This is a genomic window from Pseudomonas sp. FSO-7 (assembly GCF_059579345.1).
Genome location: NZ_CM184193.1, coordinates 5,077,012 through 5,096,801, shown reverse-complemented (window position 1 = coordinate 5,096,801; position 19,790 = coordinate 5,077,012). Strand labels below are relative to the sequence as shown.

At 61.4% G+C, this 19,790-nt stretch carries 17 protein-coding genes; 10 read left to right on the top strand and 7 right to left on the bottom strand.

Translation table 11 applies throughout. From position 1 onward, the window contains the following. Positions 1 to 81: 81 nt before the first annotated feature. Positions 82 to 2,127, bottom strand: a complete 2,046-nt coding sequence (gene metG, locus AC515T_RS22300; protein WP_496530051.1) for a methionine--tRNA ligase — start codon at positions 2,125 to 2,127, stop codon at positions 82 to 84. Between the two features lie 321 nt (positions 2,128 to 2,448). On the opposite strand from metG, the gene apbC reads away from it, so the two are divergent. After that, a complete protein-coding gene (gene apbC / locus AC515T_RS22295; RefSeq protein WP_496530050.1) occupies positions 2,449 to 3,543 on the top strand; it encodes an iron-sulfur cluster carrier protein ApbC in 1,095 nt (364 codons plus the stop codon). 126 nt (positions 3,544 to 3,669) lie between these two features. Here the strand turns inward: apbC and AC515T_RS22290 are convergent, their stop codons facing one another. Continuing rightward, a complete protein-coding gene (locus AC515T_RS22290; protein ID WP_092201573.1) occupies positions 3,670 to 4,428 on the bottom strand; it encodes an SDR family oxidoreductase in 759 nt (252 codons plus the stop codon). Between the two features lie 164 nt (positions 4,429 to 4,592). Between AC515T_RS22290 and AC515T_RS22285 the strand changes: the two genes are divergently transcribed. The 4 genes from AC515T_RS22285 (at position 4,593) to groL (ending at position 8,099) form a co-directional block, all read left to right on the top strand. Further along, the gene (locus tag AC515T_RS22285) at positions 4,593 to 5,324 is read left to right on the top strand and encodes a HugZ family pyridoxamine 5'-phosphate oxidase (RefSeq protein WP_496530049.1); all 732 of its coding nucleotides are present in this window, start codon (positions 4,593 to 4,595) and stop codon (positions 5,322 to 5,324) included. 66 nt (positions 5,325 to 5,390) lie between these two features. After that, the gene (locus AC515T_RS22280; RefSeq protein ID WP_014339863.1) at positions 5,391 to 5,867 is read left to right on the top strand and encodes an FxsA family protein; all 477 of its coding nucleotides are present in this window, start codon (positions 5,391 to 5,393) and stop codon (positions 5,865 to 5,867) included. Positions 5,868 to 6,111: 244 nt separating this feature from the next. Next, entirely contained in the window at positions 6,112 to 6,405 is a 294-nt protein-coding gene (locus AC515T_RS22275; RefSeq protein ID WP_003204913.1) for a co-chaperone GroES, read from the top strand. A gap of 50 nt (positions 6,406 to 6,455) precedes the next feature. After that, positions 6,456 to 8,099 (top strand): chaperonin GroEL, encoded by a 1,644-nt coding sequence (groL, locus tag AC515T_RS22270; RefSeq protein ID WP_053124505.1) that lies wholly within the window; start codon positions 6,456 to 6,458, stop codon positions 8,097 to 8,099. Positions 8,100 to 8,293: 194 nt separating this feature from the next. Here groL and AC515T_RS22265 read toward each other — a convergent pair whose 3' ends face one another. Next, positions 8,294 to 9,037, bottom strand: a complete 744-nt coding sequence (locus AC515T_RS22265; protein WP_496530048.1) for a phosphatase PAP2 family protein — start codon at positions 9,035 to 9,037, stop codon at positions 8,294 to 8,296. Between the two features lie 311 nt (positions 9,038 to 9,348). Here AC515T_RS22265 and colR point away from each other — a divergent pair, with 311 nt between their 5' ends. The 5 genes from colR (at position 9,349) to AC515T_RS22240 (ending at position 13,027) form a co-directional block, all read left to right on the top strand. Then, positions 9,349 to 10,032: a two-component system response regulator ColR gene (colR, locus tag AC515T_RS22260; protein ID WP_496530047.1), complete on the top strand. Its 684-nt coding sequence runs from the start codon at positions 9,349 to 9,351 to the stop codon at positions 10,030 to 10,032. Beyond that, complete coding sequence (locus AC515T_RS22255) at positions 10,022 to 11,299, top strand: sensor histidine kinase (protein WP_496530046.1); 1,278 nt, start codon at positions 10,022 to 10,024, stop codon at positions 11,297 to 11,299. The genes colR and AC515T_RS22255 overlap by 11 nt, the downstream gene beginning before the upstream one ends. A 114-nt stretch (positions 11,300 to 11,413) precedes the next feature. Then, a complete protein-coding gene (locus AC515T_RS22250) occupies positions 11,414 to 12,082 on the top strand; it encodes a class I SAM-dependent methyltransferase (protein ID WP_496530045.1) in 669 nt (222 codons plus the stop codon). 4 nt (positions 12,083 to 12,086) lie between these two features. Beyond that, positions 12,087 to 12,797 carry a lipopolysaccharide kinase InaA family protein gene (locus AC515T_RS22245; protein ID WP_496530044.1) on the top strand — a complete coding sequence of 237 codons (711 nt, stop codon included), beginning with the start codon at positions 12,087 to 12,089 and terminating at the stop codon, positions 12,795 to 12,797. A 2-nt stretch (positions 12,798 to 12,799) separates the two neighbouring features. Then, a complete protein-coding gene (locus AC515T_RS22240; RefSeq protein WP_092201589.1) occupies positions 12,800 to 13,027 on the top strand; it encodes a hypothetical protein in 228 nt (75 codons plus the stop codon). A 248-nt stretch (positions 13,028 to 13,275) separates the two neighbouring features. On the opposite strand, the gene AC515T_RS22235 is transcribed toward AC515T_RS22240, so the two are convergent. The 4 genes from AC515T_RS22235 to AC515T_RS22220 all read right to left on the bottom strand — a co-directional run bounded on the left by AC515T_RS22235 (position 13,276) and on the right by AC515T_RS22220 (position 19,783). Further along, the gene (locus AC515T_RS22235) at positions 13,276 to 16,302 is read right to left on the bottom strand and encodes a multidrug efflux RND transporter permease subunit (RefSeq protein ID WP_496530043.1); all 3,027 of its coding nucleotides are present in this window, start codon (positions 16,300 to 16,302) and stop codon (positions 13,276 to 13,278) included. Positions 16,303 to 16,315: 13 nt separating this feature from the next. Continuing rightward, positions 16,316 to 17,464 (bottom strand): efflux RND transporter periplasmic adaptor subunit, encoded by a 1,149-nt coding sequence (locus AC515T_RS22230; protein ID WP_496530042.1) that lies wholly within the window; start codon positions 17,462 to 17,464, stop codon positions 16,316 to 16,318. Between the two features lie 154 nt (positions 17,465 to 17,618). Further along, entirely contained in the window at positions 17,619 to 18,716 is a 1,098-nt protein-coding gene (locus tag AC515T_RS22225) for a DUF1513 domain-containing protein (protein ID WP_496530041.1), read from the bottom strand. A gap of 2 nt (positions 18,717 to 18,718) precedes the next feature. Beyond that, positions 18,719 to 19,783, bottom strand: coding sequence for an imelysin family protein (locus tag AC515T_RS22220; RefSeq protein ID WP_496530040.1), 1,065 nt, complete (start codon positions 19,781 to 19,783; stop codon positions 18,719 to 18,721). Between the last annotated feature and the right edge of the window lie 7 nt (positions 19,784 to 19,790).

The following is a 19,790-nucleotide window of genomic DNA, read 5'->3' as shown; positions in this document are numbered from 1 at the left end:
ACGCCGGGCGCGTGGGCCAGATATGAAAATCCCACAGCCACCTGCGAGGCGACTGTGGGATCGGTGCAGCACGCGGTCGCGTTACTTGATCCGCTGGCCCGGCTTGGCGCCGCTGTCAGGGCTCAACAGGTAGATTTCCTCGCCGCCGGGGCCCGCCGCCATCACCATGCCTTCGGAAATACCGAAGCGCATTTTGCGCGGTTTGAGGTTGGCGATCATCATCGTCAACCGACCTTCGAGCTTGGCCGGGTCCGGGTAGGCACTCTTGATACCGGAGAACACATTGCGCTGCTCGTCGCCGATATCCAGGGTCAGGCGCAGCAGCTTGTCGGCCCCTTCGACGGCTTCGGCCTTGACGATCAGTGCCACGCGCAGGTCAACGGCGGCGAAGGCGTCGAAGTCGATTTCCGGCGACAGCGGGTCCTTGGTCAACTCACCGTTGCCGGTCGGGCCGCCGGTGTCGGTCTGGCTGGCGGCCAGGTCTTCCTTGGAGGCGTCGACCATGGCTTGGACCTTGGCGGGGTCGATACGGGTCATCAACGGCTTGAACGCGTTCAGCTGATGGTTGCTCAGCAGCGTCTGGTGGTCGTTCCAGGTCAGCGGTGCAACGTTCAGGAATGCTTCGGCATCGGCGGCCAGCAACGGCAGTACCGGCTTGAGGAAGATCACCAACTGGCGGAACAGGTTGATGCCCAAGGCGCAGATGGCCTGGACTTCGTCCTGCTTGCCTTCCTGCTTGGCCAGCGACCACGGGGCCTTGTCGGCGATCCAGGCGTTGGCGCGGTCGGCCAGGGCCATGATTTCGCGCATGGCACGGGCAAAGTCGCGGCTCTCGTAAGCCTCGGCGATGCTTGGGGCCGCCGCCAGGAAGGCGTCGGTCAGTTCCGGCGCGGCGTTACCGGCGACCAGGACCCCGGCGTTGCCCTTGTGGATGAACCCGGCGCAACGGCTGGCAATGTTGACGACCTTGCCCACCAGGTCGGAATTGACCTTCTGCACGAAGTCTTCGAGGTTCAGGTCCAGGTCGTCGACGCCGCGGCCGAGCTTGGCCGCGTAGTAGTAGCGCAGATATTCCGGGGACAGGTGGTCCAGGTAGGTCCGGGCCTTGATGAAGGTGCCGCGGGACTTGGACATCTTCTGGCCATTGACGGTCAGGTAGCCGTGAACGTTGATGCCGGTCGGCTTGCGGAAACCGGCGCCTTCGAGCATGGCGGGCCAGAACAGCGCGTGGAAGTTGACGATGTCCTTGCCGATGAAGTGATACACCTCGGCCGTGGAGTCCTTGCCCCAGAACGCGTCGAAGTCCAGCTCAGGCGTGCGGTCGCAAAGGTTCTTGAAACTTGCCATGTAGCCGATGGGCGCGTCCAGCCACACGTAGAAATACTTGCCGGGCTCGCCGGGGATTTCGAAACCGAAGTACGGCGCATCGCGGGAAATGTCCCACTCTTGCAGGCCGGAGTCGAGCCATTCGGCGAGCTTGTTGGCCACCGCGTCGTGCAACGTGCCGCTGCGGGTCCAGGTTTGCAGCATGTCCTGGAAGTCCGGCAGCTTGAAGAAGAAGTGCTGGGAGTCCCTGAGTACCGGGGTGGCGCCGGAAATCGCCGATTTCGGGTCCTTCAGGTCGGTCGGTGCATAGGTGGCGCCGCATTTTTCGCAGTTGTCGCCGTACTGGTCTTCGGTGCCGCATTTCGGGCAGGTGCCCTTGATGAAGCGGTCGGCCAGGAACATGTTCTTTTCCGGGTCGAAATACTGGGTGACCGAACGGGTGGCGATGTGCCCGGCGTCACGCAGCTTCAGGTAGATCTGGCTCGACAGCTCACGGTTTTCTTCGGCGTGAGTGGAGTGGAAGTTGTCGAAGTCCACCAGGAACTCGGCAAAGTCGGCGCTGTGTTCGGCCTGGACGTTGGCGATCAGTTGTTCCGGGGTGATGCCTTCCTTTTCCGCGCGCAGCATGATGGCCGAACCGTGGGCGTCGTCGGCGCAGACATAGATGCACTGGTTGCCGCGATGTTTCTGGAAGCGCGTCCACATATCGGTCTGGATGTATTCCAGCATATGGCCGAGGTGAATCGAACCATTGGCATAGGGCAGGGCGCTGGTGACGAGGATCTTGCGTGGCTCGGACATGGGGCTCGGCTACTTGATGAAACGGAGGTCGGCCACTATAAAGCGCTGGCAGCTTTTTTTCACCCTTCGGGGCTGTTTCAGAGTGCTGTTCGGTTTGTGTGGCGAGGGAGCTTGCTCCCGCTGGGTGGCGAAGCCGCCCCAACGCTGTCAGCCGCAGGCATGCAGGTAAACCACGTCAGCCCCATTGCGACTGCTGCGCAGCCGAGCGGGAGCAAGCTCCCTCGCCACAAGTGTGTTCGCCGCCCTTAATCGGGTCGCCACAAAAGCACACGGGGCGTAGGATAGCGGCCTGTTTTTCAAGTCTTGTTATCGGAGTTGCCCATGAGCGCCGTCAACCGCGCAGCGGTGGAAACCGTCCTTCGCCAGTACACCGACCCCTACCTGAACCAGGACCCGGTCAGCGCCGGATGCGTGCTCGCCATCGACATCCAGGGTGATCGCGTCAGCGTCCAGCTGGAAATCGGCTACGCCGCCGACCTGTTCAAGAGCGGCTGGGCGCAGATGCTGCAAATGGCGATCGAAGGCCTGGACGGCGTGACCGCCGCGACAGTCCACGTCACCAGCGTGATTGCCGCGCATAAGGCCCAGGCGCAGGTGCCGGGGCTGGCGAACGTCAAGAACGTCATCGCCGTGGCCTCGGGCAAGGGCGGCGTGGGCAAGTCCACCACCGCCGCCAACCTGGCCCTGGCCCTGGCCCGTGAAGGGGCGAAGGTCGGGATTCTCGACGCGGACATCTACGGTCCGAGCCAGGGCATCATGTTCGGGATCGCCGAGGGCACCCGGCCCCAGATCAAGGACCAGAAGTGGTTCGTGCCGCTGCAATCCCATGGCGTGGAAGTCATGTCCATGGCCTTCCTGACCGACGACAACACGCCGATGGTCTGGCGCGGACCAATGGTTTCCGGGGCATTGCTGCAACTGGTCACGCAAACCGCATGGGGCGACCTGGATTACCTGGTGATCGACATGCCGCCGGGCACCGGCGATATCCAGCTGACCCTGGCGCAGAAAGTCCCGGTGGCCGGTGCGGTGATCGTCACCACCCCCCAGGACCTGGCCCTGCTGGACGCGCGCAAGGGCGTGGAGATGTTCCGCAAGGTGAACATCCCGGTGCTGGGCGTGGTAGAGAACATGGCCGTGCACATCTGCTCCAATTGCGGACATGCCGAGCACCTGTTCGGCGAAGGTGGCGGGGAAAAACTGGCGACCCAGTACGGCGTCGAATTGCTGGCTTCGCTGCCGCTGTCGATGGTGATCCGCGAACAGGCCGACGGCGGCAAACCGACGGTTATCGCTGAACCGGACAGCCAGATCGCCATGGTCTATCAGGAACTGGCCCGCCACGTGGGCGCGCGGATCGTGTTGCAGGAGGCTGCATCGCCGGCGATGCCGAACATCACTGTCAGCGACGATTGATGTTTGAAACACCATCCAATGTGGGAGCGAGCTTGCTCGCGATAGCGGTGTATCAGTCACATCAAGACTGACTGATCCGACGCCATCGCGAGCAAGCTCGCTCCCACATTGACTGTGTGCAGGTCCTTAGATCCGCAACCCACCGTCCATCTCCAGAATCCGACCGGTGTAGTAGTCGTTCTCGAAGATATACGCCGCCGAATGGGCGATCTCCTCGGGCTTGCCCATGCGCTTGAGCGGGATCCCCGACGTCATTTTCTCCAGGGCCTCGGGTTTCATGCCCAGGGTCATCTCGGTTTCGATGAAGCCCGGAGCGATGCCGGCGACACGGATGCCGTAGCGCGCCAGTTCCTTGGCCCAGGTCACGGTGGCGGCCGCCACGCCGGCCTTGGCGGCCGAGTAGTTGGTCTGGCCGACATTGCCGGCACGGGAAATCGACGAGATATTGATGATGGCCCCGCTGTTCTTCAGTTCGACCATTTTCGCCGCCACTTCACGGGTGCACAGGAACACGCCGGTGAGGTTGACGTCGATCACGGCTTGCCATTGGGCCAGGCTCATCTTGGTCATTTCGCCGTCCTTGACCTTGAGCAGCAGGCCGTCGCGCAGGATCCCGGCGTTATTGATCAAGCCGTGGATCGCGCCGAAGTCCTCGGCCACCCGGGCAACCATGTCGATCACCTGATCTTCATTGGCGACATTGCATAGGTAGGCGCGCGCCTCGACGCCCTTGGCTGCGCAGGCGGCCACCGCCTGGTCGAGTTTTTCCTGGTTGAGGTCCACCAGCGCCAGCTTGGCGCCTTTGCCTGCGAAATACTCGGCCATGGAGCGGCCCAGGCCCTGGCAACCGCCGGTGATAATGATTACTTTGTCAGTGAGTTGCATTCTCATGTCCAGATGGCGCAGCGGTGGAGGGGACCTTATGGGAGGCCTCTCGATTTGCGACGGTGTAGCCCGACTGCACACGAGAACTGTCCCCTAGGTGTATCGGAACATTACTCCAGTCGCCTGACCGTTTTCTAGACGGATTTCATAAAAGGAGTCATAAATTGAGCGTTGAAGCTGCCAAGCATGCCCGCGAACTGCTGCTCAAGGAATACCGTGGAATGCTCTCCACTCATTCCAAATCCATGCCCGGCTTTCCGTTCGGCTCCGTCGTACCGTATTGCCTGGACGCAGAAGGCCGGCCGCTGGTCCTGATCAGCCGCATTGCCCAGCACACTCACAATCTGCAAAAAGACCCCAAGTGTTCGATGCTGGTGGGCGAGCGCGGTGCGGAGGATGTGCAGGCCGTGGGGCGCCTGACCTACCTGGCCGAGGCCCGGAAACTCGAAGACAGCGCCGCCATCGAAGCGGCCGCCGAGCGGTATTACCGCTATTTCCCTGACTCGCAGAACTACCACAAGGCCCATGATTTCGATTTCTGGGTGCTCGAGCCGGTGCGCCATCGCTACATCGGCGGCTTTGGCGCCATTCACTGGATCGACCAGCTCACCCTGGCCAACCCCTTTGCCGGCAAAGCCGAAGCCAGCATGATCGAGCACATGAATGCCGATCACGCCAAAGCCATCGCTCATTACGTGGCGCTGGCCGGCCTGCCGAAAAGCGAACCGGCGCAACTGGTGGGCATCGACAGCGAGGGCATGCACCTGCGCATTGGCCTGGGCCTGCACTGGCTGGCGTTTGCGACCCCCTGCAACACCCCGACACAAGTGCGCGAAGCCTTGGTTTACCTGGCTCACGCCGAGCAATGGCCAAAAAATGCCGAGGCCGACGCTTGAATTCACGAAAGGGCGACGTCATTTAGGTTTTCATAGCAAGGCATTCTTGCGTTGAGGAACCATTTGATGCGCCCTTTTTTGTTGCTCTTTCTGCTGTTCCCGGTGTTGGAGCTGTTCGTATTCGTCAAGGTCAGCGGTGCGATCGGGTTCTTCCCGGCGCTGCTGCTGGTCATTCTCGGCTCGATGCTCGGCGTGTTCGTGCTGCGCATTGCCGGCCTCGCCACGGCGTTGCGGGCCCGTGAAAGCCTGAACCGTGGCGAGCTACCCGCCCAGACCATGCTCGAAGGCCTGATGCTGGCCCTGGGTGGCGGCCTGTTGATCCTGCCAGGCTTTATCAGCGACGTGCTGGGCCTGGTCATGCTGTTGCCGTTCACCCGTCGGTTGCTGGCCAATAAAATGCGCCAGCGCGCCGAAGAGCAGGCGATGCGTCAGCGCGCCTTCGCCGATGACCTTCAGCCCCGCGGCGGTCCGGCTCCGCGTGAGCCTGTGGGGCGCGAGCCCAACGTGATCGAAGGCGAGTTCGAACACCGCGATTCCAAGTAAAACCCTCTTCACGGCGCCTTCGGGCGCCGTGTTCGTTTTGGCGGCGTGAAGTAAAAAAATTTCTGCCCCCGCCCTTGTAATCCACTTGTACGCCCTTATGTAACGGTCACCGCAAGGTTTCCGGTGGTGACACCGGACAGACTTCCGCGGTTCGACTGACGAACCGCACCCGGCTCTGCCGGCTTTGTTAAACCCGCCGGGACTACACCGGCCGATGAAAACCAAAAATTAGGAGAGATCGACAATGAAGCTTCGTCCTCTGCATGACCGCGTCGTCATCCGTCGCAGCGAAGAAGAGAAGAAAACCGCTGGCGGTATCGTCCTGCCAGGTTCGGCTGCTGAAAAAGCCAACCACGGTGAAGTTCTCGCTGTAGGCCCAGGCAAGGCACTGGAAAACGGTGAAGTACGTGCGCTGGCCGTGAAAGTGGGTGACAAGGTTGTGTTCGGCCCTTACTCCGGCAGCAACACAGTGAAAGTCGACGGCGAAGACCTGCTGGTAATGAGCGAGAACGAAATCCTCGCTGTTCTCGAAGGCTGATTCCCCCGCCCATTTTCCCGTTACTACAAAGTATTTAAGGAATATCGATCATGGCTGCTAAAGAAGTTAAATTCGGCGATTCCGCCCGCAAGAAAATGCTCGCCGGTGTCAACGTCCTGGCTGACGCAGTAAAAGCGACCCTGGGCCCGAAAGGCCGTAACGTGATCATCGAGAAGAGCTTCGGCGCTCCGACCATCACCAAGGACGGCGTTTCCGTAGCCAAAGAAATCGAGCTCAAAGACCGCTTCGAAAACATGGGCGCGCAACTGGTCAAAGACGTTGCCTCCCGTGCCAACGACGATGCCGGTGACGGCACCACCACCGCGACCGTACTGGCTCAGTCGATCGTCAACGAAGGCCTGAAAGCCGTCGCTGCCGGCATGAACCCGATGGACCTCAAGCGCGGCATCGACAAGGCGACCATCGCCATTGTCAAAGAGCTCAAAGCCCTGTCCAAGCCATGCGCTGACACCAAGGCGATCGCTCAGGTTGGTACCATCTCCGCCAACTCCGACAACTCCATCGGCGACATCATTGCCGAAGCCATGGAAAAAGTCGGTAAAGAAGGCGTGATCACCGTTGAAGAAGGCTCGGGCCTGGAAAACGAACTGTCGGTTGTAGAAGGCATGCAGTTCGACCGTGGCTACCTGTCCCCGTACTTCGTCAACAAGCCGGACACCATGACCGCCGAACTCGACGGCCCGTTGATCCTGCTGGTGGACAAGAAGATCTCCAACATCCGCGAAATGCTGCCCGTGCTGGAAGCCGTTGCCAAAGCCGGCCGCCCACTGCTGATCGTGGCTGAAGACGTTGAAGGCGAAGCCCTGGCGACCCTGGTTGTGAACAACATGCGTGGCATCGTTAAAGTCGCAGCCGTCAAGGCTCCAGGCTTCGGCGACCGTCGCAAGGCCATGCTGCAGGACATCGCCGTACTGACCGGCGGTACCGTTATCTCCGAAGAGATCGGCCTGAGCCTGGAAAGCACCACCCTGGAGCACCTGGGTAACGCCAAGCGCGTGATCCTGTCCAAGGAAAACACCACCGTGATCGACGGTGCTGGCGTTGAGGCTGACATCCAGGCTCGCGTGACCCAGATCCGCGCACAAGTAGCTGAGACCTCGTCCGACTACGACCGTGAAAAACTGCAAGAGCGTCTGGCCAAGCTGTCGGGCGGCGTTGCGGTGATCAAGGTTGGCGCCGGTTCCGAAGTTGAAATGAAAGAGAAGAAAGCCCGCGTTGAAGACGCCCTGCACGCGACCCGCGCAGCCGTTGAAGAAGGCGTGGTACCTGGCGGTGGCGTGGCACTGGTTCGTGCCCTGCAAGCCATCAGCGAACTCAAAGGCGACAACGATGACCAGAACGTGGGCATCCAGTTGCTGCGTCGCGCTGTAGAAGCACCGCTGCGCCAGATCGTTGCCAACTCCGGCGACGAGCCAAGCGTTGTGGTCGACAAGGTCAAGCAGGGTTCGGGTAACTACGGTTACAACGCTGCTACCGGCGAATACGGCGACATGATCGAAATGGGTATCCTGGACCCGGCCAAAGTGACTCGTTCGGCTCTGCAAGCGGCTTCGTCGATTGCCAGCCTGATGATCACCACCGAGGCGATGATCGCTGAAATCAAGGAAGACGCTCCAGCTGGCGGCGGTATGCCAGACATGGGCGGCATGGGTGGCATGGGCGGCATGATGTAAGCCAGCCTTACCCCCTGTAGCGAAAAACCCCGCCTGCGAAAGCAGGCGGGGTTTTTTATTGCCTTGGATTCATGACGCGGCGCCAATCCCTTGTGGGAGCGAGCTTGCTCGCGATTACGGTGGGTCAATTCATGTACCCGGCACTGACCCACCGCCATCGCGAGCAAGCTCGCTCCCACAGGAATGCTCCATGTTCAGGCGCTGACGGGCTCGGCTCTGGCCGCGCGTTCATCTCCAAGAGCCGGTCGGTACAGGATGTAGTAGTAACACCCCAGGCAAATCAGCCAACAGAACACCGCCGTCCACACATTATGGGAAAAGAAGTGCGCCCCTTGCATCATCCGCCCCAGGGAGAACACGGTTCCCAGCGTGAAGGCGAATACCAAGGCCCGGCGAGCCAGGCGCGGGCGGCGGTCGCGCAGGACGAAGAACAACGCAAACAACGTGAACCCGGTGGCGGCGTGACCGCCGGGCCAGCATCGGCCGGGTTTGTCCGTGGCCGGGCGTGGGCTGAGCAGCTCACTGTAGGTTTCCTGGCCGCCGAATTCCTTCAGGCTCCAGGGACATTGCACCGCCGTCACGGCTTTCATCGGCGTGACGAAGGACGTCGCCAGTGCCAGGGACAGCACCAGGCAGCCCAATTCCCGCTTGAACGGTTTGAGCCGGGCGATGAAAAACGTACCGATGAAGCCGAGAATTGCCAGCACGGAGAACACGATCACCACCTCCTTGGCTCGATCGTGGAGGATGTCCTCCAGAAAAAAACTGTGCCGACCGATAAAGCCACCCGCCATCGGGTCGTAAAACAGCTTGGCGATGTCCATGTCCAGGGTAGTCAGTTCCAGCAGCACCAGAATGGCTGCGACAACGGCAGGCAGGCCCAAGGCAATCCAGAAATTCAGCGGCCTGGAAGCGGGGCGGATGGCGGTGGAGACCATAGCGATACCTTTGATGGAAGTTTTCGTAATCAGCGCGTTGCGCAGTCTGGTCTGCGTTGCGTTCGGGCTGTGTGAATGTTGGGTGAAAAACTCGTCAATGCCTGGCAGTGCGGCCCCTGTGGGAGCGAGCTTGCTCGCGATAGCGTCGGAACATCCAATATTGATGGAGCTGACCCACCGCTATCGCGAGCAAGCTCGCTCCCACAGGGTGGACTGCGCTGCCACGGCGGATACAACCCTAGCCGTAAGTCACGCTTGGCCGTAAGCTGCGCGGGCCAAGCCAGCCGTTAACTATGTACGCAGAGGTGCCCATGCGAATTCTATTGGTCGAAGACAACCGCGACATCCTGGCCAACCTGGCCGATTACCTGGGGCTCAAGGGCTACACCGTCGATTGTGCCCAGGACGGTTTGTCGGGGTTGCACCTGGCGGCGACCGAACACTACGACCTGATCGTGCTCGATATCATGCTGCCGGGCATTGACGGCTACACCTTGTGCAAGCGCCTGCGCGAAGACGCCCGGCGCGATACGCCGGTGATCATGCTCACCGCCCGGGATCAGTTGGACGATCGCCTGCAGGGCTTCAAGTCCGGCGCCGATGACTACCTGATCAAGCCGTTTGCCTTGTCGGAACTGGCGGCGCGGATCGAAGCCGTCATGCGTCGGGCCCAGGGTGGTGGCCGGCGGACCTTGCAGGTCGGTGACCTGATCTACGACCTCGATACCCTCGAAGTGACGCGTGAAGGCAAGCTGCTCAAGCTCAACCCCGTGGGCCTCAAGCTGCTGGCGGTACTGATGCAGAAAAGTCCCCACGTGCTGCGCCGCGAAATTCTCGAAGAAGCGTTGTGGGGCGACGATTGCCCGGACAGCGACAGCTTGCGCAGCCATGTCCATCAACTGCGCCAGGTGATCGACAAACCGTTCGAAAAGCCGTTGTTGCACACCGTGCACGGCGTCGGCTATCGCCTGGCCGAGGGCCGCGATGGAGTTTAAGCAGAGCCTTGCCCAACGGATCATCATCGCGTTTGCGCTGATGAGCGCATTGGTCGCCGGTGCGTTCGCCATGGGCATCGTGGCGACGGTCCATTTGGTTGAAGAGAAACTGATTTCCGCCGGGCTGGGCGGTGATCTGCAACGCCTGTTGTTGATGGACAGTGTCTCGGACTGGAACCATCGGCCGGAACCCGACCAGTTGTTTTATTTCAGCGGCGGCCCGGGGGACTTCGAGTTGCCCAAGGATTTGCGCCATCTGGAGCGCGGTTTCCACGAGGTGTTTCGCGAACAGTTGTCCTATCACGCCATGGTCGAGATCGTTGACGGCCGGCACTACGTGTTGCTGCAAGACCAGAGCGACTTCGAAGAGCGCGAACGGGTGCTTTTCGCCGTGGTGCTGGTGGGTTTCGTGCTCAGCCTGGCGCTGGCGGTATTCCTGGGTTGGGTCCTGGCACGCCGGGTGATGGCGCCCGTGGTTCGCCTGGCTCGGCAAGTGCGTCATCGCGACCAGCTCCTGGGTCTCGCGCCGCCGCTGGCCCCGGATTATGCCGCCGATGAGGTGGGTGAACTGGCCGTGGCGTTCGACGCCACACTGGGGCGCTTGCGCCAGGCCTTGACCCGCGAGCGGTTGTTTACCAGCGACGTGAGCCACGAGTTGCGCACGCCGTTGATGGTCCTGGCGACCTCCTGTGAGTTGCTGTTGGAAAACCCGGCGTTGGACCCGCGCGGTCGTACCCAGGTCGAGCGCATCAATCGGGCCAGTGAAGAGATGCGTGAACTGGTGCAGACCTTCCTGATGCTCGCCAGGGCCGAGCGCGAAGACAACGGCATGTCGCCTCGGCTGACCCTGGGGCAGGTGGCCGAGAACCTCCTCGGCGTGTGGCGCGGGCCCATCGAATCCAAAGGCCTGACGCTGATCTTCGACCCCGGGCAAACCCTCGACACCCTGTATAACGCCACATTCCTGACGGCCGTGATGGGCAACCTGCTGCGCAATGCCCTGCACTACACCGATCAGGGCTTCATCCGCCTTTCACTGACCACCACTGGATTTGTGGTCGAGGACAGCGGCGTGGGGATTCCAGAGGAGAAGCGCGAGGCGATGTTCGAACCGTTCGTGCGCGGTAACGAAAAGCGTGGCGAGGGCTTGGGATTGGGCTTGTCCCTGGTGCAGCGCATTTGCGAGAACCAGGCTTGGACCGTCAGCCTCAGTACGATGGAGCCCAATGGTTGCCACTTCGAGGTGGAATTGAATCCAAAGGGCTAGGCCTCTGTACCGAAAAGTCTTGTAAACATTGAAGCGTTTACCTGACTTTATTTTCACAAAGGCATGACACTCCGATTCATAAGGTGGGGCCGATCAGTCATCGAGGCCCCGCTAATGTCCAAACCTATCAAGCTGGATTTTTCCGAAAAATACGACGAGCAGCACGCCAGGGAATATTTTCACAAGCATCGCCGTGGCTTGAGTCGCCGTCTTTCCAACCAGCGAGACCAACAATTGGCCCGACGTGCATTGACACTCGTCGGAGATCCCGGCCTGGTCCTGGACCTGCCCTGCGGTGCCGGGCGCTTCTGGCCCTTACTGGCCGAAAAACCGAACCGGGTCATCATCGGCGCGGACAATTCCGAAGCCATGCTCAATACCGCGTTGGAGGCTCAACCGACGGATGTCGTAAAACGGGTACGGCCCTTGCACACTTCTGCGTTCGACATCGCCTTGCCTGATAACGCCGTCGACAGTATTTTTTGTATGCGCTTGTTGCATCACATCGGTGAACCCGCGCATCGACTGGCGATTCTGAAGGAATTCGAGCGTGTCAGTCGTGACAGTGTGATCGTTTCATTGTGGGTCGATGGCAATTTCAAGGCCTGGAAACGCAAGCGTCTGGAGCGCACCCGTGGGCAGAAAGACTACCAGAATCGATTTGTGTTACCGACTGATACAGTAGAAGAGGAGTTTCGGCAGGCCGGGTTTCGCATTCAGGAACGGCTGGATTTCCTACCGCTCTATGCCATGTGGCGAGTTTATGTATTACGCAAGAGGTAACAGCATGGTTGTGCAGGCCGTAGAGACAACAGGCATTTCCCGCAACAGCTTCGAACATTTTTGGAACCAGCAAGGTGAGTGGGTGGAAGAGCCCAACGTGCGCCGTGGCGGTGAAAGCGGCGTGCAGCGGATCAACAGCAACGACGGCGAGCTGTTGTATGCCAAGCGTCAAACGGGGCACATTTATCGCAGTTGGTTGCATCCGCTCGGTCGACCGACCGTGTTGCGTGAGCAAGACGCACTGCTGGCGTTGACCCAGCTGGATGTTCGCGTGCCCGAGCTGATCTTTTGTGGCGCCCAGCGTGACCCCGTCCACAAGTGGCGTGCACTGTTAGTGACCCATGCGCTGGAAGGTTTCGAGGAAATCGAGCATTGGTATGCCGGAGGCGGACGTGAGCGCCATGGCGAAGCGGTGCATGATCAAATCCTCCAGGGCCTGGCTGAGAATCTGGCCCGCATGCACAAGGGCCGTTGGCAGCACGGCTGCCTCTACATCAAGCATGTTTTTGTGCAGGTGACAGGAGAGGGCGAGGCGGCCAAGGCCGAAGTGGCCCTGCTGGATCTGGAGAAATGTCGCCAGCGCCTGACTGCCCGGCGTGCGGCCTCCCATGACCTGAAACAGCTGCGGCGCCATTCGTCGTTCAGCGATGCCGACTGGAAAAAACTCGTCTACTTTTATGAGGCGGCGTTTGGCAGCGCTATCAAAGGTTTATAGCCATGAAACTAGAAATTGCTAGAGGTTTGTTTTTAGTCGGAGCCCTGGCAGTTACATCAATGGCGGTGGCTGTATGGGAACAGCCACGCTCGCAGATCCTCAGTGCGTCCAGTGCGGGTGCGCATTGTCCCCTGCCGCGTGTGGCAAAGGCCAGCGAGGCGATCCGCCCGGACGATGATCTGCTGCTGTTCATGTTCAGCCTGTCCCAGGGGATGAGGCCTCAGAGTTGAAAGCCCTGAAACCCAAATAAAGGCCTCCCTTGTGTGAGGCCTTTTTATTTGGGACTCAAACCACAAGTCATCAGTCGAACCCTCATCCTGTGGCGAGGGAGCTTGCTCCCGCTCGGCTGCGAAGCAGTCGTGATTGCACGACTGCTGCCTGACCTTGAAACCGATTGGGACCGCTTCGCGGTCCAGCGGGAGCAAGCTCCCTCGCCACAAAAACATCCCGTACCAGCGTGAGTTTGCTTGAACAGTCCTCAGGCCTTGTCCGGCTTGGCCAGCAGTGTGTAGACGCAAGGCAACACAAACAGCGTGAACAAGGTGCCAATCGACATGCCCGTGGCGATCACCGTGCCGATGTCGAAGCGGCTCACCGCCCCGGCGCCTGTGGCGAAGATGAGCGGCACCATGCCGAACACCATCGCCGCGGTGGTCATCAGCACCGGTCGCAGACGAATCGACGCGGCTTGTTCCACGGCTTCGCGCGGCGACAGGTTCTGTTCCCTGCGCAACTGGTTGGCGAACTCGACTATCAGGATCCCGTGCTTGCTGATCAGGCCGATCAGCGTCACCAGCCCCACCTGGGTATAGATGTTCATGCTCGACCAGCCGAGGAACAGCGGAATCAGGGCTCCGCAAATGGACAGCGGCACGGTCACCAGGATCACCAGCGGGTCCCGGAAACTTTCGAACTGCGCGGCCAGCACCAGGAAGATAATCGCCAGGGCCAGGGCAAAGGTTACCCACAACGCACTGCCTTCCTGTACGAATTGACGCGAAGCCCCGGCGTAATCGAAGGCGAACCCCGCCGGTGCTTCCTCCCGGGCAATCTGGCGGACGGTCTCGATGGCCTCGCCCATGCTCACGATGGGAAAGCCTGAAATCGTCACCGCATTGAGCTGCTGGAATTGGTTCAGTTGTCGCGGTCGCGCCCGGTCGCTGACCTTGATCAGGGTCGATAGCGGTAGCGATTCACCCTGGGCATTTTTCACGTAGTAGTTGTTCAGCCAGTCCGGATTGTCCCGGAACGGCCGTTCGACCTGGGCAATGACCTTGTAGCTGCGGCCCTCGAGGGTGAAGCGGTTGATCTCGGATTCGCCCAGCAGCGTTGCCAGGGTACCGCCCAGGTCCTGCATGGAAACGCCCATCTGGGCGGCCTTGGCGCGGTCGATATCCACCACGACTTCTGGCTTGTCGAAGGCAAGGTCAATGTCCATGAAGGCGAACTTGCCGGACTCCAACGCGCGCTTTTTGACCCGGTCGGCAATTTCCAGCAGCGTCGCATAGTCCTTCGGTGAGTTGATGACGAATGCGAACGGCAGGCCTTCGCCGGTGCCCGGCAGCGAGGGCAGGTTGAAACCGAAGATCTGCAGGCCAGGCACGCTTTCCAGCTTGGCCTGGACCTCGGGCAGGATTTCCATCTGGGTGCGGTCGCGTTCGTTCCAGGGCTTGAGCAGGAAGCCGCCGATGCCCGACTGCACGCCGTTGTAGCCATTGATCTGGAACGAGGAGTAGTACTCCGGGAACTCCTTGAAAATGGTAATGAAGTGATCGGTATAGGTGTTCAGGTAGTCGAGGTTGGTGGGCTGCGGGGCGTTGGCCATCATGAAGATGATGCCTTGGTCCTCGTCGGGGGCCAGTTCGGACTTGCTGAACATGACCAGCACCGGGATCAGCAGCAGCACGATCACCGCGAACACCAGCACCACCGGCCGGGTGTTGAGTGTGCCATGGAGCATGCGCTGGTAACGGCTCTTCAAGCGTTCGAAAATCATGTCCAGCCGATGGGCCAGCCCCGAGGGGTTCTCATCGTGGCGCAGGAGCAGGGCGCACATCATGGGCGACAGGGTCAGGGCGACGATCCCGGAGATCACCACCGCCCCGGCCAGGGTCAAGGCGAACTCCTTGAACAAAGCGCCCGTCAGGCCCTCGAGCAGGCCGATCGGTGCATACACCGCCGCCAGGGTGATGGTCATCGAGACCACAGGCATGGCGATTTCCCGGGCACCTTCTATCGCGGCGTCGAACGGGGTCTTGCCTTCCTCGATGTGCCGGTGAATGTTCTCCACTACCACGATGGCGTCGTCCACCACCAGGCCGATGGCGAGCACCATGGCCAGCAGCGTCAGGAGGTTCATCGAGTAGCCCATCAACTGCATGAAGAACATCACGCCGATCATCGACAGCGGGATGGTCACCACCGGGATGACCACCGAACGCAGGGCGCCGAGGAACAGGAACACCACAACGATGACGATCAGCACCGCCTCGAACAGGGTTTTCACCACCTCGTCGATGGAGGCCTGGATGAACAGGGTGGCGTCGTAGGCGATCTCGGCCTTGAGGTTGGTCGGGAGTTGCGCCTCCATCTCCGGCATGATCTTGCGCACTTCCTTGATCACATCCAGCGGGTTAGCGCCCGGGGTGGCCTTGATCCCGATGTACACCGAAGGTGTGCCACCAAAGGAACTGATGGTGTCGTAGTTCTCTGCACCCATTTCCACGCGGGCCACGTCCCGCAGCAACACGCGACTGTCGCCGTCGGTCTTGAGGGGGATCGCGGCGAAGGCCTCGGCGGACTTGAGTTCGGTGTTGGCGTTGATGCTGGTGACGACGTATTCGCCTTTCACTTCACCGGCGGCGGAGAGGAAGTTGTGCTGGCGCACGGCATTGGTCACGTCGGCGGCGGTCAGGCCGAAGCCGGCGAGTTTGACCGGGTCCAGCCACAGGCGCATGGCGAAGACTTGGTTGCCGAGGATCTCCGCCTCGGCCATGCCGGGCAGTGTCGCCAGCTTGGGCTGGATCACCCGTGACAGGTAGTCGGTGATCTGCGGGTTGTTCAGTTCCTTGCTGAAGAAGCTGATGTACATCAGTGCCGAGGCATCGGCGGCCTCGCGGCTGAGCACCGGGTCCTCGGCGTCCTGGGGCAGTTGGTTCTTGACCTCGTTGGCCTTGGCCAGCAGTTCGGTAAAGAGCCGGTCGCTGTTGGAACCGATGCGGGCATAGACCGAAATCACCGAGAAATTCTGGCGACTGACCGAAGTCATGTAGTCGATGCCCTCGGCACTGGCCAGGCTCTGTTGCATCGGTTGGGTGATGTAGCCCTGGATGGTCTCGGCGTTGGCCCCGGGGTAGGCGGTGGTCACCGTGATGAGGGCGTTTTCCATTTGCGGATACTGACGCAGGGGCAGCTTGCTCCAGGCCTGGAAGCCCAGCAGCACGATCAACAGGCTGACCACGGTGGCGAGCACCGGGCGGCGGATGAACGGATCGGTAAAAGCCATGGGGGTTCCTTGATCAGTCCGCGCGCGGCGGGCTGTTCTGTTCGGTCAGGGTCTTGTCGTCGCTGATGGCGATCGGCGTACCGTTATCGAGCTTGATCTGGCCGGCGATCACGACTTGTTCGCCGCTCTGCACGCCTTTGGAAACCAGCACCTGCCCGTCGCGTCGCTCGCCGGTCTCAACGAAACGCCGTTCGGCGATCAGCACCGGCTGGCCCTTGTCGTCCTTCTCGACAGTGCCGTCGGCGGCTTTCTTTTGCGTCACCACGTACATGGAGTTGCCGTAGAGGGTGTAGGTCACGGCGCTTTCCGGCACGACGATTCCGGCGGCCACGTCCGGCAGGATCACCTGCAGGTTGGCGAACATGCCGGGCAGCAGTTTGCCGTCGGGATTGGCCAGGGTGGCGCGCACCAGGACGTTGCGGGTGCTGTCCTCGACCTTGGGGTTGATCGCGCTGATGGTGCCGACGAAGGTCTGCCCGGGATAGGCCGAGACGCTGACGTTGACCGACTGGGCAACGGCGAGCCGGGGCACGGTTTGCTCAGGCACGTAGAAGTCCACATACAGGCTGCTGAGGTCCTGCAGGGTGGCGATCACCGTGCCGCTGGCCAGGTAGTCGCCGACATCCACCTGGCGGATGCCGATGGTGCCGCTGAACGGCGCCAGGATGTGTTTCTTGGCCAGCGACGCCTTGAGCTGGTTGACCGTGGCCTGGTTCTTCTTCAGTTGCGCCGAGAGCCGGTCGAATTCGCCCTTGGAGATCGCCTGGCTGCCCACCAGCTGTCGGCCGCGACCGAAATCCAGTTGCGCCAGGCCCAGGTCGGCCTCGGCGGTTTCCAGCAGGGCGCTTTCGACTTCGCTGTCCAGTTGCAGGAGCGGCTGACCGGCCTTGACCTTCTGCCCGGACTGGAACTGCACCTTCTGCACGGTCCCGGCGATTTCCAGGCTCAGGTCCACGCCTTGCAGTGCCTTGAGGCTGCCAACGGTGGGCAGGCGAGCCTGCCAGGGTTGCTGGGCGGCCGTGGCCACGGAGACGCTGACCGGCGGTTTTGGCGCAGAAAATGCCTGGATCTGCTGGTAAACGGAGAAGGCCTTGTAGCCGGCGAGCAACAGCACCACCAGCAGGACAACACCCAACATGATCAGCATGCGGCGTCGCAGCATGTTCCACTTCCTTGGAAAAGAGCTGAGAGAAAATACAGATAGGCGGGCACATTACTCCGAGTGTGCGGGCTATTCCAGATGCTGGCGGGCCGGTGGTGCGTGGGAATTTTCCGAAAAATCAGGGAGCTTGGCGCCGATGGCTTCGCTCCCCGGCTCAGGCCAGATGCAAATGGTTGTCCCAGAGCCCTGCCGGCAGATCCAGGGGTTTTGCAACCAGTTGTGTCTGCCGGCAATCGTAATAGCGGCAACGCCCTTGGCCCGACGTCACGACAAAACCGTCGGCCACCGCACCCACGCCGGCACAGTCCGGCAAGGGTGCATCCAGGCGGACTTCGCCGCTGTCCAGGTCCCAGATGAAGAAGCGGTTGCCGCGCGGGGCGGTCAGCGCCACCAGGCGTAGGTCGCTGTGCACGGCGACGCTGGCGGTGTAGTGCCCCATGGCCTGCAATTGTTCCTCGGGCACCGGGAATGCCTGGAACGGCTGCCCCGGCCGCTTGATCGCCACCAGTTCTGACGATTCGTGGGCTGCGCCCATGAACTGCTGGCCGGAGACGATGGTGCCGTCGCTGGCGATGCCCAGGTGGCGCACGCTGTTCATCGATTGGGCGAGGGTTTCCTTGCTCAGCAGGGTGCCATCGCGCTGCATCAGCACCAGGCTCGGCGCCATGGCGTCGAGGTTCATGTCGACCCGGCTTTCGGCCTCGGTGCGAATGCCGCCGTTGGCCACCACCAGCGTCTCGCCATCGGGCATCCAGGACACCTGGTGAGGACCGATGCCATGGGTGGAGATCTCGCCGCTGTGCACCAACCGCTCGCCTTCGAAACGGTACACGCCCAACAGGCCGCGTCCCGGGTCGGTGGTGTCGTTCTCGGTGGCATACAACCATTCGCCGCTGTTGTGGATCACCGCGTGGCCATAGAAGTGTCGGTTCGGCAACGAGGTGATGGTTTGCAGCAGCGCCCCATCGCGCAGGTCGATCAGGTAGCTTTCGGTGCCTGGACGACGGGCGACGAACAGCGCAATCGGCTGCGTCGGGTGATTGATAATGTCATGGCAACGCTGGCCGACCTGGGTGGCGAACACCCGCGTGCCGTCCAGTCGATAGCCGACGGCGTAGTGCTTGCCGTCGCCATCGTCCCGTGCCGAAAGCAGCAGCGGACTCTTGTCCTTTTGCTTGAACAGCGTCCAGCCGCCCAGGGTAACGGCGCCGAGCAGCAAGCTGCCCAGTGCCAGGACCTGACGTCGAAACATGATCAGTCACCGTCGTTGGCGTTGAAGCCCAATTGAATGCCCAGCGCCTTGGCCAGTTCGCCTTCGTGCAGGCGATGGACGACGTTGAGGCTGTCGTACAAATCGTTGAGTTGCTGGCGCCCGGCATCGTCGTTGAGCATTTCGGTCAACGATCGCTGGCTGCTGGCGAACAGTTTCAACGAGGCATCGTAGGCGGCGTCGATCTTGTCCGCCAACGGTTTCTGGTCGCTTGGCAGCAGGCCGCGCAGGCCCTTGTTGTCCACGCCGGCCCAGACGGTTCTGGCCGCGCTCAGGCTGGCTTCCAGCCCTTGCAACGACGACTGGCTGCGCCAGGCATCGGCCTGGAATGGCTGAGGTACGCCCTTGCTCTGGCGGCCCATCGGCGTGCCGAGTTTTTTCTTCAGCGTGTCCAGGGCCGTGACTTGCACGCGCAGCAGATCGGCGATGGCCTCGTGGGAGTCGGCGTAGCGCTGGTTGGGGAACTTGCTCATCTGGGCGAGCATGCCGTCGTTGGTGTTCCAGCCCGACAGGATCTCTTCGGCCAGTTGCTTCTGGCGTTCGCCGATGGCGATGAGCAGCGGGCAGTACTTGGCTTTCTGGGCGGCGTCGGCCATGTCGATTTTGGCGTCGAACAGCAGGTATTCGTAGGCCGAGAGCCCTTGCACGACAACGCTGGACTTGGCCAGGCCGGCGGCGTCGATCTGTGGCTGGCTGTTGACCAACTGCTCGACCTGACGGCCCACCAGGTTTTTCTTGTCCGGCCAGAACTGCACCTGCCAGGCGCGGTTGCCCTCGGCCAGCGGGCCGATCAGCAGGGGTTGCAACTCGGCCCAGGCCTTTTGCGCCTTGAGGAAGTCGGCGTGGGCGGTGTCCAGGTTTTCCTTGCCTTGGCAGAACGCCAGGGCGCTGGTCGCCAGTTGCCGGTCGGCCTCGACCCAACGGCTGTAGGTCGGCAGGATCACTTGCTTGGCGATGGCGGCCGAGGTGACGGCTTGCGGGTCCTGGGGCGAGCAGGCACCGAGGGCGAGGGCGGCGAGGCTGGTGAACAACAGCTTGGGACGGAACATGTCAGGC